We start from the raw sequence: 12,437 nt of genomic DNA, 5'->3' as shown, positions 1-12,437 counted from the left end.
CGCTGCCGCCGCGGTCCCGGCCCCGCCGTCAGCGGCAGCAGCCTCCGCCGCAGCAACCCCCGCCCCCGCCCGGGGCGGGGCCGGCGGACGCCGCGCCACCGACGGCCACGGCCGAGAGCAGCTTCACGGTGTCGTCATGCCCGGCGGGGCAGGCGGCGGGCGCCGAGGACTCGGCCATCGGCCGGCTCAGCTCGAAGGTGTCACCGCAGGTGCGGCAGCGGTATTCGTAACGAGGCATGGGGCCAGGTTAGCGGCGGAGGGACGCGGGGGAGAGGGGCCGGGGCGGCCTTCGAAGGGCGGCCTGGTCCGGGGGCCGCCCGCCCGTCAGGGACCGCACACCCGTCAGCGGGCTCCCACCCGTCAGTGGGCTCCCGCCCCCCGCTCCTCGCGGATGGCGGCGACGACGCCGGCGGCCGCGGTCCGTACCGCCTCCAGCTCCATCAGGAAGTGCCAGTAGTCGGGGTGCCGCCCTTCGAGCCCGTCCACGGCCCGGTCGATCCGGGCCACGGCCTCGTCGAGGGGGCGGGCGTGGCGCGGATCGGGCCGCTGCCGGCCCTCCATGGCGAGCCGCTGCGCGTCCCGTACCGCGAACCTGGCCCGGTCCGTCTCCGACTTCGGGTCCTTCGCGACCGCGTCGAGCCGCCGCAGCCGGTCCCCGGCCGCGGACACGGCCTCCCCGGTCGTGTCGAGCAGCGCCCGTACGGTCGAGAGCAGGGCGGTCGCGTCCGGCCACCGCTGCTCGGCCCGGGCCGTGACGGCCTCCGCGAGCCGCTCCTCCGCCTGCCGTACGGCCCCGGCGGCCTGCTCCGGCACGTGCTGGAGGTCCTGCCAGCAGGCGACGGAGTACCGCCGGCGCAGCTCCGAGAGCACCGGCTCCACGGCCTCCGCGCGGGTCGTCACCGCCTGTGCCCGGGTCCGCAGCGACACCAGCCGCTTGTCGATCTCCGCGGCGCGCTCCGGCAGCCGCTCGGCCTCGGCCCGTACCGCCTCGGCGTCCCGCAGGACCTGGTCGGCCCGCTGGAGCGTCTCGGCGACGCCGTGCCGGCCGGCGCCCTCGTTGAGCCGGGTCAGCTCGGGCCCGAGCGCGGCGAGCCGGGCCGCCAGGTCGTCGGCGCGCAGCCCGTGCCCGCGGACGGCGTCGAGCGCGTCGCTTGCCCCGCGCAGCGCCTGACGGGCCCGCTCCACGGCGGGCGCGAGCCGCGCGAGCTGCGTCTCGGCCCGCCCGAGCAGCGGCGCGAGCCCGCTCTCGAACCGGTCGAGCTCCCCCTTGACCCGCTCCAGTTCCTCACGGGCCCGTACGAGCTCCCCCCGGGCGCGGTGCGCGGTCCCGGCGTCGAGCTCGTCACGGTCGAGATCATGGGCGTCGATGGTGGTGATGTAGGCGTGCGACACCTCGTCGATCCGCCGCCCCAGCGCCTCGAACTGCTCCACGGCCCGCCGGGCCTCCGGGGACCCGTCGACGGCGGTGATCGTCTCCAGGGTGATCCGCAGCCCCCGCTGGGCGGTGTCCAGCTCGTAGAACGCCGCGGCCGCCGCGTCCTTCGCGGCCTGCGCCTCCGCCCGCTGGCCCTCGCCGCGCCCGCCGAACCACCTGCGGGTGCCCCCGCCGGCGACCGCCTGCGGCAGCAGCGCCCCGGCGAGCAACGGCAGTGCGAGGGCAAGCCGAAAGATGGAACCGGCCCTGGGCGCCGTACCGTCGCCCCAGGGTGTCTCGCCGCTCGCCGCCAACGTCCCTCTCCCGTGCTGTGTCCGCCGTGCCCGGTCCGGTTCATTCTCCCACCCGGTAAGGACGAACACACGGGCCGATCAGTTCGCCGTCCGCACGACGACGTCACCGTTGTCGCTGCGCACGCTCACCGTCCGGCCGCTGCCGCGGCGCTCGGGGACCTCGACGCTGCGATCGCCGTTGTCGGTGGTGCCGGTGACGTCGTACTCGGCGGAGGGCAGCGAGACGGTCAGATCGCCGTTCTCGCCGGCGACGTCGACCCGGCGCGGCACCGAGCCGAGCGTGATCCGCACGTCCCCGTTGTCGGACCGGCTCACGACCTCGGGCGAGGTGGCGGACGCCTCGACGGTCACGTCCCCGTTCTCACTGCCGAGGTCGAGCGTCCCGGACACCTCCCGGACCCGCACGTCCCCGTTGTCCGAGCGCACCTTCAGCGGCGTGTCGAACCCCTCGGCGGTCACGTCCCCGTTGTCGCCCTCGACGGACACCGCCACCCCGCGCGGCACCCGCACCCGGTGCACGGCCCCGCAGTCCGAGGCGAGGCCGTCGCACTCCACCCGCAGCGAGAGCCGCCCGTCCGCCAGCCCCCAGCTCGCCTCCGGCCCGCTCCCGAGGAACACCCACCCCTCGACCTGGCGCTCGACCCGCACCTCCTCGACGTCGTCGGGCACGACCACCAGCCCGGAACCCTCCACGTCCACGGTCAACGCGTCCCCGGCGAACGCGAACGCCTTCCGCTCCACCGGCGCCCCCTCCGCCCCGGAACTCCCGCACCCCACCACCCCGCCCATCACGACCAGCCCACCCACGACCCCGAACACCGCACGACGCCGAACACCCACGACAACCCCCTCGCCACCCGCGCCGACGGCAACCCCGCCGCCACCCACACCCGCCATCCCTCCGAACCTACGCACCCCCACCCCCACCCACGATCCGGCGACCCACCCTCCCGAGGGTGGGGCTGTCCCCCGCACACCGGTGTACGGCACCCACCCGCCCGCCATGTAGGCTGTTGCCTCCTTCCACGGGTGCGTAGCTCAGGGGTAGAGCGCTGCTCTTACAAAGCAGATGTCGGCGGTTCGAAACCGTCCGCGCCCACCAGCACAAAGGCCCCGGACCGATCATGGTCCGGGGCCTTTGACATCTATTTCTGACATCAACAGGAGCGGTCGATCACGACCGGGGACGGCCCCTGAGCAGCCGATCCACATGACCCACGGCTTCCCGCTGCGTGTCCTGGACGACGTGCGTGTACACGTTCATCGTCACGGCGATCTGGCTGTGCCCGAGGATCTCCATCACGACGCGGGGCGGGACGCCGGCGGCGGTGAGGAGCGTCGCCGTACCGTGCCGGGCGTCGTGCAGCCGGACGACGCGGAGACCGGCGTTCTTCGCGACGCGGGTGAACGAGTGGTACAGGTTGCGCGGCTCGATGGGCTGGCCGGTGCGGGTGGTGAAGACGTACCCGGTCTCCGTCCACTTCTCCCCGGCACTCTCACGGGCGGCGGTCTGCTTGAGACGCTGCCACCGCAGGGGAGCGACGCAGATCGCGGGGAGGGGAAGCGTCTGCTTGCGCCGGCGCCCTTGGGGTCGTCCTCGTACACCTCACCGGCCACCCGCTGCCGCTGCGTCCTGACCCGGATCTCCCGCTTGTCGAGGTCGACGTTCTCCCAGCGGAGGCCGACGACCTCCCCGCGGCGGAAGCCGAGGGCGATGGCGAGCACGAAGGCGGCGTACAGCGGGTCCCTCCGGGCGGCGGCGAGGAAGTCAAGCGTCTCGTCCAGAGACCAGGGGGAGAGCTCCCGGGCGGTGACAGTCGGCGGCTCGACGAGCGTCGCGACGTTCCGGCTCACCAGCTCCTCGCGGCAGGCGGCGGTGAGGGCGGTGCGGAGCACGCGGTGCGACTCCTTGGCCGTGGCAGCGCTGGTCTTCTTCACTCGGTCTGGGTCACTCGATCAGTGGCCACTCTGAAAGAGCTCACTGGCTCTCAGGCCGTGAAAGCGCCGCGGTCGCCCGCACGGTATGTCCTCGGTACGAGGGCGGTACGGCAACCTGGATCACTCCGTCTTGCGTCCCTCCCCGTATGACAGCCACGACATCCGACGCAGCTGGCACCCTGAGTGACCCCAACTGGCCACAATGCACGCAGGTTGCGGAGCCGGTCGGCTGTCGCGGCCGGCGGGTCGAGCCGTTTGCCGAATGCCTCGCACACCTAAGCGCCGCTGACCGCTCCGTGTACCTCGCCAGCCTCTACCCAGGTGCCGACCTCGACCATCGCGGAACCTGGTTCACCGAGGACTTGCTGCGCGAACTGCTTGCGGCATTCCATGATCCCAACGTAGGTCTAACCCGGTTGGGGTCAGTCTGGTTCAACGAGGCACGGTTCAGTGGCGAAGTCGATTTCAGCGAAGCAGAGTTCAACGGCGAGGTCTGGTTTAGGCATGCGTCATTCAGTGCCGAGGCCATGTTTGGCGGGGCGAAGTTCGGTGGCGGTGCTGATTTCGATGGGGCGAAGTTCAGTGGCAGCGCCTGGTTTAACGGGGCCCAGTTCCATGGTGGAGCAAAGTTCCGTAAGGCGGGTTTCATTGAAGATGCCTGGTTCGTCGTGGCAGAGTTCAGTGGCGAAGCCTGGTTCAATGGGGCGAAATTCAGTGGCGAAGCCCGTTTCGAGGGGGTGGAGTTCAATCGCTATGCAGGCTTTGTAGGGACGGATTTTGGGCGTTCCTCTGCAATGGGTCCGTTGGTGTGCATTGGGGAACTTGATTTCTCCGAGGCGGTCTTCGAGGCAGCCGTGACGGTTGAGGCGGCTACTGCAACCTTGCGGTGCCGACGGACGCGCTGGATGTCCACTGCGGCGCTGCGCCTGAGGTACGCCGCAGTCGACCTCAGCGATGCAGTAGTGGAGTACCCGGTGAGCATCTCTGCCCGCTCCCGGCCCTTCATCCTGTACGGCGGAGACGAACTGCCCGAAGCAGGCATGAGAGACCGCCGCGTGCGAATCATGTCGCTGCGGGGCGTGGATGCCGCGCACCTGGTGCTCACCGATGTCGATCTCACCGAGACTCTGTTTGCCGGGGCCATCCACCTTGACCAGCTACGGCTGGAGGGGCTCTATGTGCTGGCTGCCACCCCATCCGGTCTACGCCGACGTGGGATGCGGCCGGTGCGCTGGACGCCGCGCCGGACGCTAGCCGAAGAGCATCACTGGCGTGCTGCTCGTTTCGCAGGTACTGGGGGCTGGGCGCCTGTGCCAGAAGGCGAAGAAGTGCTAGAGCCAGCCGCGCTGGCTCCCGTGTACCGGAAATTACGTAAGAGCTTCGAAGACGGCAAACATGAACCTGGAGCTGCTGACTTCTACTACGGTGAAATGGAGATGCGTCGCCACGCCGACGACATTCCTCGGTCTGAGCGGATCCTGCTCATTGCATATTGGGCGCTCTCGGGTTACGGGTTACGGGCTTCACGTGCAATGGGGTGGCTGCTGCTGTCCATGACTATTACCGTGCTTGTGTTGATGCTGTGGGGTCTGCCTAAGAGCGACCCGAAGCCGTTGAGTACGGGTACGGTCGAAGGTCAGCGCATCGCGATGACAACCGACAGACCAGATCCGGTAAATCCTGATGGGTCGTTGCGGGAACGCCTGTCTACCGAGCGATTCGAGAAGTCGCTGCGCGTCGTCATCAACTCGGTCGTTTTCCGTACCTCCGGACAAGAACTGACGACTGTCGGCACATACTCAGAAATGGCATCCCGCGTTGGCGAGCCGATCTTGCTCGGCCTTGCGGCCCTCGCAATCCGTGGCCGGGTGAAGCGGTAGCCCTACGAGCCTGAGGTAGCCAGCGGCTGATCCCGACTACCTGGTCCACCTGCGGATAACCAGGAATCGATGGGTCCACACACCGGCAGCCGTAGCGGGAGTAGAGGAGGCTGACATCTGCAGTTGGCATCTACGAGCCCGGACGTGGGCGATGTCGAGCATTCGGCAACACCATGGCAGGACGCTGGTCACAGCCCTGGGCGGCGTGTCCGATCGGGCTTCCAAAGCGGGTGTCGGTCGTACGCCGCAGGCTCGGATACCCCGGCAGAGACCGACTGTCGGTGTTTGGTGGGAGGGTGGTGGTCATCTTCGCCTACGGGCCTGACGCAGACGCTCTATACCGGGTGATGGAGCCGGGCTTGCGTGCGCTTCCGTTTCGGCCGGCGTACGTCGTGCTCCGCTACGGGGAGCCTGCTGACGATGTGGTGAGCGAGCGGGTTGAGCTCTGAGCATGCGTGCCAGATCGAGCGGTCAACCACGGTCACTGGAGGATCGCTACGGCGTCCGCAGCTTCTGGCAGCCGTCGCAGCGCGCAGAGGGGCTGAGCTGCCAGTACGGATCAGCTGCGGGTGCCAGGCTTACAAAGCGGATGTCGGCGGTTCGAAACCGTCCGCGCCCACCAGCACAAAGGCCCCCAGCCGATCTTGGCTGGCGGTCTTTGGTATCCCCACCCTCCTCGGCCAGGCGTCCGCAGCTCTCTTGGGTGGCTTTGCCGTCCGGGGTGGCGATCAGTTCTCAGAAGTCGGCGCGTGTCATTCTCACCGGCACGGACTGTCAGGGGGTCTGACATCGGCGAGGGCGGATCGTGGCGGTCATCCGGGGCTGTCAGCGGCCCGAGTGGGTCGGCGCGGCGGAGATCTATCCCGAGTCGTTGCTGAGGGCGATCACCGATGCCTGGCGTGACTGGTGACCAGCGCCACGGAACTTGCCTGATCTGATGTGGCCGGGGCTGGTGGTCCGGCGGTGGTGTCCGGCGGCGGCCGTACCCTGCGTTCATGCGCAGAGGAGCGATCACACGGGGGGCCGTACTCAAGGCCATCGCGGAGTATGACGAACTGGGGCGGGATGGCTTCCTGGCTCACTACGGTTTCAAGGAGGCCCGCTCGTACGTCCTGGTGCACGAGGGGCGGGAGTACGACTCGAAAGCCGTTGCCGGCGTGGCGCATCAGTGGGACCAGGGCAGGCCCCTCAAAGCCCATGAGTTCAGTGGAGGCAAGGAGCACGCTGTGGCGTGGCTGAGGCGGGTGGGTTTCCAGGTCAAGGCGGTCAAGAACCCGGACTGGGCCCGTGACGAGATCATCCTCGCCTGCCAGCTGGTGAAGGAGAACGGCTGGAAGGGGCTGGACTCCGAAGACGACCGGGTGGCGGAGCTGTCTGCGTTGCTTCAGCTGCTTCCCCTTCACCCCGAAGCGGAGCGTAACGAGAAGTTCCGCAATCCCAATGGAGTGGCCCGCAAGACGTCCGATATCGCCACCCGGCACCCGGCGTATCAGGGGAAGCCCACCAACGGGGGTGCACTCGACGTGGCGGTGCTGCGCGAGTTCCTTGCCCGGCCGGAGGAAATGACCGAGACCGCACGGCTCATCCGGCAGGGCATTGCGACGGGTGAACTGCAGTACCTCGCGCCCGCTGAGGACGAGGAGTTCGATGATGATGACAGCGCGCCCGAAGGGCGCTTGCTCATGCGCCGGCACAGGGCGCGTGAGCGGAACAAGGGGCTGCGGAAGAAGAAGATCGCGTCTGTTCTTCAGCGCGGGGGACGACTTGCCTGCGAGGCGTGCGGGTTCGACTTCGAGGCGGTCTACGGTGACCGCGGCGCCGGGTACATCGAGTGCCACCACATCCTCCCGCTGCACGTAGCGGGGGAGGGGCTGACCAAACTCAGCGATCTCGCCCTCATCTGCGCCAACTGCCATCGCATGATCCATCGGCACGCGCCGTGGCCGACTCCTGAAGAGCTGCGGGCTGCGATCGAGCAGAAGCATGCGGCGGACAGGCGTGCCGCGGAAACCCTGTTGCGGCCGCGCAGGGCCGCTGATGAGCACGTACCGAACCTGTGAGGTGTGAGGGCGTGCGGCGGCTTTGATGGGCCTTCCGCCCGCTACACCGGGGTGTTCGGGGTGGGAGCGGGGCCCGGGGCCCCGCTCGGGTTACTTGATGACCTCTACCTTCTTGTCGCCGGCCGACTTGGCCAGGGTGAGGGGCTTGACCGTGCCCGTCTCGCGGTCACTGGCGTCGGTGGTGGTGGCGGCGGGGGTCGTCAGGAGGGCGGTCAGGGCGGCGGCCGTCGTGGCGAGGAGGGCCGCCGCGAGGCGGGTGCGGGTGGTGGTGGTCGTCATGCCGGCTCCCGGGGCGTGGTGGGGTGGTGGTGGCGGGGTGAACGTATCGTGCGGGGGCGCTCCGGGGGAACGGGGCGGCGAGTTGACGTGGGCACATCGGGGCCGGTGTACTCCGGGCATGGTCGAGGTGGGGGACGCGCCCGAAGTCGGTGCGGTCGGCGGGGACATGACGCCGCAGAAGTACGTCGAGAGCCGGCTGGCGCAGTACCAGGAGTGGTACGACGTCAAGGCGACGCGGATGAAGGCGATGCATCTGCGGATGCGGACCGTGTCCGTCGTCGGCGGGGCGCTCGTGCCGGTGTTCGTGAATCTGGACGCGGGGTTCGCCCGGGTCACCGCGACCGTGCTGAGCGTGGTCGTGGTCGCGGCGGTGTCGCTGGAGAGCGTCTACCGGTATCGCGAGCAGTGGAAGAACTACCGCTCCACCGAGCAGCTCCTCGGGCACGAGCGGGTCTACTTCGAGACCCGCGTCGGGCCGTACCGGGAGCTGTCCAAGCGCGAGGCGTTCACCCTGCTCGTCGCCCGGGTGGAGAAGGCCATCGCCAACGAGAACGCCGCCACCCTGAACGTGATGACGCTGGGCGGGCAGGTCAGTGCCGATCTTCAGGGGTCCGGGGCGGGGTCGGGGGCCGGGGCCGGGGCGGCGAAGGGTGAGGTGCCCGTCGCCCGGGAGGGGTGAGCCTCGGGGCGGGGTCCGAGGGCCGTCTCACGCGTCGAAGTCGTACTCCAGGATGTAGGAGGACGCGTCCAGGGTCATCTCGTTGAGTTCGACCGGGCGGCCCGGTTCCGTGAAGGCCGTGCGGCCGATGAGGACCACCGGGGTGCCCGGGGGGAGGGTCAGGCGGCCGGTCTCGTCCGCCGTCGGCATCCGGCAGCGGATCTCCTCACGGAAGCGGACCGGGCGGTGGCCCAGTTCGGCGAGGCGGGCGTACGTGCCGCCGGGGCCCGTGTCGGGGCGGGCGATGGGCGTACCGCGGACCAGGTCGGCGGAGAGGTACGAGACCGAGAGCAGGACCGGTCTGCCGTCGAGGACGAAACGGCGGCTGCGGACGCAGACGGGGTCGTGCGGCGCCAGGTCCAGGGCGTCCGCGACGCGCGCCCCGGCCTCCCCCTCCGACACCACGACCTGGTCCACGACCAGGGCCCGGTTCTCGGTCTCCGCCGCCCACACCGAACGCCCGCCGCCCCAGCCCTCGCCGGCGAGGCGCGGGATGCCGCGGCGGCGCAGCGGGCGGAAGGCGCGGACGAAGACGCCGGCGCCCTTGCGGGCCTCGGTGAGGCCCTCGCCGCGGAGGACCGCGAGGGCCTGCCGGGCGGTCATCCGGGCCACCTCGTAGGTGGACATGAGGTCGTTCTCGCCGGGGAGCCGGTCGCCCGGCGCGAAGTCGCCGGACTCGATCGCCGTCCTCAACTCGTCTGCGATGCGCTGGTACTTGGGCCGACGAGTGCCGTCCTGGTCAGTCACCGGTGGACCACTCCCTTCGTCTGCGGGACACCCTAAGGGGCTCCCCGCGGCCAGGGTGCACACGTGTGCGCCGTCCTGCCCTCGCGATCCATCCATCGGGGGACATCTCTAGAGATACGTTGACAGGGCGGGGTCTCCGCGTTTCCCTGGGTGTCCCCATGCAGCGTGCGGGACGGGACGGAGGGGTTGCGTGCAGCCAGTGCCCGAGGTCGGCGACCTCGTCCGCGACACCGCCACGGGGCGGGTCGGCTTCTTCGTGCGGAGCGTCTCCGGGCGGTTCCTGATCCGCGCCGTCCACGGCGGGTCCGAGTGGGAGGCCGATCCCGGCGAGATCCAGCTCGCCACGCCCCTGCGCGAGCTCCGCGCCCGCGCCGCCGAGATCAACGCGCGCAGCCGGCGTGGCCTGAACTAGTCCCTCCCGGTCCCGTCGCGGCCCGCCGGCGCCCCGCCGTTGTCAGTGGCGCGGGTCACACTGGAGGCATGTGCCGCAGCATCAAGACGCTCCGTCCGCCCGTCCTGCCGCATGAGGCGACCCAGGACGACATCCGCGCCGCCGCGCTCCAGTACGTCCGCAAGGTCTCCGGCTTCCGCGCCCCCGCCGCGCACAACCGGGAGGTCTTCGACCGGGCCGTCGAGGAGATCGCCGACGCGACCGCCCGGCTCCTCGCCACCCTGGAGGTGAGAGGAGCGCACCATCATCCGGTCAGGACGCCGGAGCCGGAGCCGCGCCCGGACGCCGTATGAGATAGCCGGCGAGGCCGCCCGCCAGCAGCAGCGCCAGGGTCGAGACCCCCGCGCTGAACCAGGTCGCGCCCAGCCACGCGCCGCCCAGCCAGCCGAGCCCCACGCTGTACGAGGCCCAGATCACCGCCGCCAGCGCGGACCAGGGCAGGAACTCCTCGGGGCGCCGCCCCGCCGCGCCCGCGCCCAGGGAGACCACGGAGCGGCCCGCCGGGGCGAACCGCGCGAGGACCACGATGAGGCCGCCGCCCCGGGCCAGGGCGGTGCCGAGACGTTCCCGCGCCACGGTGAGGCGGCGGGAGCGGCCTATCGCCCGGTCCAGCCGCCGGCCGCCGCGCAGCGCCAGCCGGTACGCGAGGAAGTCGCCGAGCATCGAGGCCGCCGCCGCGGTGAGCAGCAGCGGGAGCAGGGAGGGGACGTCCGCGGGCGCGGTGGCCGCGCCGAGGGAGGCGGAGGCGGCCGTGGCGGCGGAGATCACGAGGAAGCCGCTCGGCAGCACGGGCAGAAAGACGTCGAGCAGGATCGACGTCGCCACCACCGGATAGATCCACGGGCCCGCGGTCAGCGACCTCAGCGAGCCCATGCTGTCGAGCAGATTCACAGGGGCAGAGCCTACGCGTCGGCACCGGGGCCTCCGGGGGGTGGGTGCCGGGGGAGGGGCGAGGGCGGGATGGGTGCCCGGAGGGGGGATGCCTGGAGGGGGGCCGGAGGGAGGGGCGAGGGCTGGAGGGGGATGCCTGGAGGGGACGGGGGCTGAAGAGGGGTGAGGACTGGAGGGGGATGAAGGGTGGGGGTGGGCCGCGCCGGGCGGTGGCGGCGGCCGTCGGCCTGCCGCGGCCGGCCGGGGAGGGGTGTCACGGACGGACCGCGCGGTGCGGGGGCCGTGCGGTCCGTCCGTGGTCGTGGGGTCAGGCGGCGACCGGGGTGCCCTGCTTCTCCGGGTCCTGCGCGTCGCGGCCGTCCCGGGCGCCCTTCGTGCCCTTCTGGCCGAAGAGGGCGTCGAGCGCGAGGCCGCCCGGGCCCGTGAAGATCAGCAGGGCGAAGGCCCAGCAGAAGAGGGCGGCGGTCTCGCCGCCGTTCTGGAGCGGGAAGAGGGCCTCCGACTGGTGGGCCCAGAAGTACGCGTACGCCATCGAGCCCGAGGCTATGAAGGCCGCGCCGCGGGTGCCGAGGCCGATGAGGACGAGGCCGCCGCAGACGAGCTGGATCACCGCCGCGTACCAGCCGGGCCAGGTGCCGGTGGGGACGGTGCCGCCGCCCATCGCGCCGCCGAGGACGCCGAAGAGCGAGGCGGCGCCGTGGCAGGCGAAGAGCAGGCCGACGACGATCCGGAACAGGCCGAGCGCGTACGGCTGCGCCTGGTGCAGGCGCTGGGACAGGGTGCTCATGGTGGGGGGAACTCCTTCGGCCGGCCCGTCCGCGGGAGGGACGGGCGTGGGGGACGGGTACCGAACGGCCGCCAGGTTAGGCACCCCTGAGTATTACTTGCAAGTTCAAGCATCACCTTCGGAGAGGCGCGCCTGCGAGGAGGGCCGCTCTGGTCTGGACCAGGGTGGCTCAGGTCTGGACCACAGGCGCGCCGATTTCACGCCGTTCTCACGTCGTTCTCACGCTGCGTCAGGAGCCGTGTTGTCAGCAGCCGTTGAGCACGGACTGGAGGGCGCTCTTCTCCGCCGAGTCGACGCTGAGCCCGTAGTGGTGCTTCACGTGGACCCAGGCGCGGGCGTACGTGCAGCGGTACGCGGTGCGGGAGGGCAGCCACTCGGCCGGGTCGAGGTCGCTCTTGGCCTGGTTCACGTTGTCGGTCACGGCTATGAGCTGCGGCCGGGTGAGGTCGTTGGCGAACGCCTGGCGCTGGCTGGTCGTCCAGGAGCCGGCGCCCGAGCGCCACGCCTCGGCGAGCGCGACGACGTGGTCGATGTCGAGGTCGGAGGCGGCGGTCCAGGTGGCGCCGTCGTACTGCGAGTACCAGCTGCCGCTGACGGAGGCGCAGCTGGAGTCGGTGACGACGTTCGAGCCGTCGCGCTTGAGGACGGTCTCGCGGGTGTTGCAGGCGCCGGACTGGGTGATCCAGTGCGGGAACAGGTCGCGGCTGTAGCCGGTGAGGGAACCTTCCGCCTTGACCGTGAGGGAGGCGAGGTAGGTGCGGGCGGTGGCGGCGCTGACCGGGGTCGGCATCGCGGCCTGCGCGGAGGGCGCGGCGGTGACGAGGCCGGTGAGGGCGAGGGCGGCGGTGGAGGCGAGCACGGCGGCTCGACGCGCGTAGACCTTGCCGACGGGCATGGGGGACTCCCTTGATTCGGTGGGACCGTGGCGGTTCGGCCGGCCCCGTGCGGTACCGGGCGG

13 protein-coding genes, 1 tRNA gene and 1 pseudogene are annotated in these 12,437 nt (G+C 70.9%); 6 read left to right on the top strand and 9 right to left on the bottom strand.

The window, feature by feature from the left end; translation table 11 throughout:
* Positions 1 to 28: 28 nt before the first annotated feature.
* From ACFVU3_RS16245 to ACFVU3_RS16235, 3 genes are all read right to left on the bottom strand, one after another.
* A complete protein-coding gene (locus ACFVU3_RS16245) occupies positions 29 to 238 on the bottom strand; it encodes a zinc ribbon domain-containing protein (RefSeq protein WP_390066596.1) in 210 nt (69 codons plus the stop codon).
* Between the two features lie 122 nt (positions 239 to 360).
* Complete coding sequence (locus ACFVU3_RS16240; RefSeq protein ID WP_390066918.1) at positions 361 to 1,671, bottom strand: hypothetical protein; 1,311 nt, start codon at positions 1,669 to 1,671, stop codon at positions 361 to 363.
* Between the two features lie 135 nt (positions 1,672 to 1,806).
* Positions 1,807 to 2,469, bottom strand: a complete 663-nt coding sequence (locus ACFVU3_RS16235; RefSeq protein WP_390066594.1) for a DUF4097 family beta strand repeat-containing protein — start codon at positions 2,467 to 2,469, stop codon at positions 1,807 to 1,809.
* A gap of 286 nt (positions 2,470 to 2,755) precedes the next feature.
* On the opposite strand from ACFVU3_RS16235, the gene ACFVU3_RS16230 reads away from it, so the two are divergent.
* Positions 2,756 to 2,830, top strand: a tRNA-Val gene (locus ACFVU3_RS16230).
* 72 nt (positions 2,831 to 2,902) lie between these two features.
* Here ACFVU3_RS16230 and ACFVU3_RS16225 read toward each other — a convergent pair.
* A pseudogene (locus ACFVU3_RS16225) lies at positions 2,903 to 3,663 on the bottom strand (tyrosine-type recombinase/integrase); the annotation flags it as partial.
* 149 nt (positions 3,664 to 3,812) lie between these two features.
* Here ACFVU3_RS16225 and ACFVU3_RS16220 point away from each other — a divergent pair.
* Both ACFVU3_RS16220 and ACFVU3_RS16215 read left to right on the top strand, forming a co-directional pair.
* Positions 3,813 to 5,546, top strand: coding sequence for a pentapeptide repeat-containing protein (locus ACFVU3_RS16220; protein WP_390066592.1), 1,734 nt, complete (start codon positions 3,813 to 3,815; stop codon positions 5,544 to 5,546).
* Between the two features lie 995 nt (positions 5,547 to 6,541).
* Positions 6,542 to 7,606 carry an HNH endonuclease gene (locus ACFVU3_RS16215; RefSeq protein WP_390066590.1) on the top strand — a complete coding sequence of 355 codons (1,065 nt, stop codon included), beginning with the start codon at positions 6,542 to 6,544 and terminating at the stop codon, positions 7,604 to 7,606.
* Positions 7,607 to 7,696: 90 nt separating this feature from the next.
* Here ACFVU3_RS16215 and ACFVU3_RS16210 read toward each other — a convergent pair whose 3' ends face one another.
* Entirely contained in the window at positions 7,697 to 7,885 is a 189-nt protein-coding gene (locus ACFVU3_RS16210; protein WP_390066588.1) for a hypothetical protein, read from the bottom strand.
* A gap of 118 nt (positions 7,886 to 8,003) precedes the next feature.
* Here ACFVU3_RS16210 and ACFVU3_RS16205 point away from each other — a divergent pair, with 118 nt between their 5' ends.
* The gene (locus ACFVU3_RS16205; protein WP_390066586.1) at positions 8,004 to 8,564 is read left to right on the top strand and encodes a DUF4231 domain-containing protein; all 561 of its coding nucleotides are present in this window, start codon (positions 8,004 to 8,006) and stop codon (positions 8,562 to 8,564) included.
* Between the two features lie 27 nt (positions 8,565 to 8,591).
* On the opposite strand, the gene ACFVU3_RS16200 is transcribed toward ACFVU3_RS16205, so the two are convergent.
* Complete coding sequence (locus ACFVU3_RS16200; protein ID WP_390066584.1) at positions 8,592 to 9,350, bottom strand: GntR family transcriptional regulator; 759 nt, start codon at positions 9,348 to 9,350, stop codon at positions 8,592 to 8,594.
* Between the two features lie 190 nt (positions 9,351 to 9,540).
* On the opposite strand from ACFVU3_RS16200, the gene ACFVU3_RS16195 reads away from it, so the two are divergent.
* Positions 9,541 to 9,762: a hypothetical protein gene (locus ACFVU3_RS16195; protein WP_390066582.1), complete on the top strand. Its 222-nt coding sequence runs from the start codon at positions 9,541 to 9,543 to the stop codon at positions 9,760 to 9,762.
* 68 nt (positions 9,763 to 9,830) lie between these two features.
* Positions 9,831 to 10,094, top strand: a complete 264-nt coding sequence (locus ACFVU3_RS16190; protein WP_390066580.1) for a DUF2277 domain-containing protein — start codon at positions 9,831 to 9,833, stop codon at positions 10,092 to 10,094.
* On the opposite strand, the gene ACFVU3_RS16185 is transcribed toward ACFVU3_RS16190, so the two are convergent.
* The 3 genes from ACFVU3_RS16185 to ACFVU3_RS16175 all read right to left on the bottom strand — a co-directional run bounded on the left by ACFVU3_RS16185 (position 10,054) and on the right by ACFVU3_RS16175 (position 12,374).
* Positions 10,054 to 10,686, bottom strand: coding sequence for a DedA family protein (locus ACFVU3_RS16185; protein WP_390066916.1), 633 nt, complete (start codon positions 10,684 to 10,686; stop codon positions 10,054 to 10,056). The two genes, ACFVU3_RS16190 and ACFVU3_RS16185, sit on opposite strands and share 41 nt — an antisense overlap.
* Before the next feature lie 313 nt (positions 10,687 to 10,999).
* Positions 11,000 to 11,470 carry a DoxX family protein gene (locus tag ACFVU3_RS16180; RefSeq protein ID WP_390066914.1) on the bottom strand — a complete coding sequence of 157 codons (471 nt, stop codon included), beginning with the start codon at positions 11,468 to 11,470 and terminating at the stop codon, positions 11,000 to 11,002.
* Between the two features lie 253 nt (positions 11,471 to 11,723).
* Positions 11,724 to 12,374, bottom strand: coding sequence for an HNH endonuclease family protein (locus ACFVU3_RS16175; RefSeq protein ID WP_390066578.1), 651 nt, complete (start codon positions 12,372 to 12,374; stop codon positions 11,724 to 11,726).
* Positions 12,375 to 12,437: the final 63 nt, after the last annotated feature.

This window comes from Streptomyces sp. NPDC058052, assembly GCF_042885515.1.
Classification (GTDB): Bacteria; Actinomycetota; Actinomycetes; order Streptomycetales; family Streptomycetaceae; genus Streptomyces.
This window is presented reverse-complemented; position numbering and strand designations above follow the sequence as displayed.

Excerpts from the sequence above, each read along its gene's own strand:
- ACFVU3_RS16175 (WP_390066578.1), bottom strand. The coding sequence starts at position 12,374 with ATGCCCGTCGGCAAGGTCTACGCGCGTCGAGCCGCCGTGCTCGCCTCC.
- ACFVU3_RS16215 (WP_390066590.1), top strand. The coding sequence starts at position 6,542 with ATGCGCAGAGGAGCGATCACACGGGGGGCCGTACTCAAGGCCATCGCG.
- ACFVU3_RS16220 (WP_390066592.1), top strand. The coding sequence starts at position 3,813 with ATGACAGCCACGACATCCGACGCAGCTGGCACCCTGAGTGACCCCAAC.
- ACFVU3_RS16190 (WP_390066580.1), top strand. The coding sequence starts at position 9,831 with ATGTGCCGCAGCATCAAGACGCTCCGTCCGCCCGTCCTGCCGCATGAG.
- ACFVU3_RS16205 (WP_390066586.1), top strand. The coding sequence starts at position 8,004 with ATGGTCGAGGTGGGGGACGCGCCCGAAGTCGGTGCGGTCGGCGGGGAC.
- ACFVU3_RS16245 (WP_390066596.1), bottom strand. The coding sequence starts at position 238 with ATGCCTCGTTACGAATACCGCTGCCGCACCTGCGGTGACACCTTCGAG.
- ACFVU3_RS16210 (WP_390066588.1), bottom strand. The coding sequence starts at position 7,885 with ATGACGACCACCACCACCCGCACCCGCCTCGCGGCGGCCCTCCTCGCC.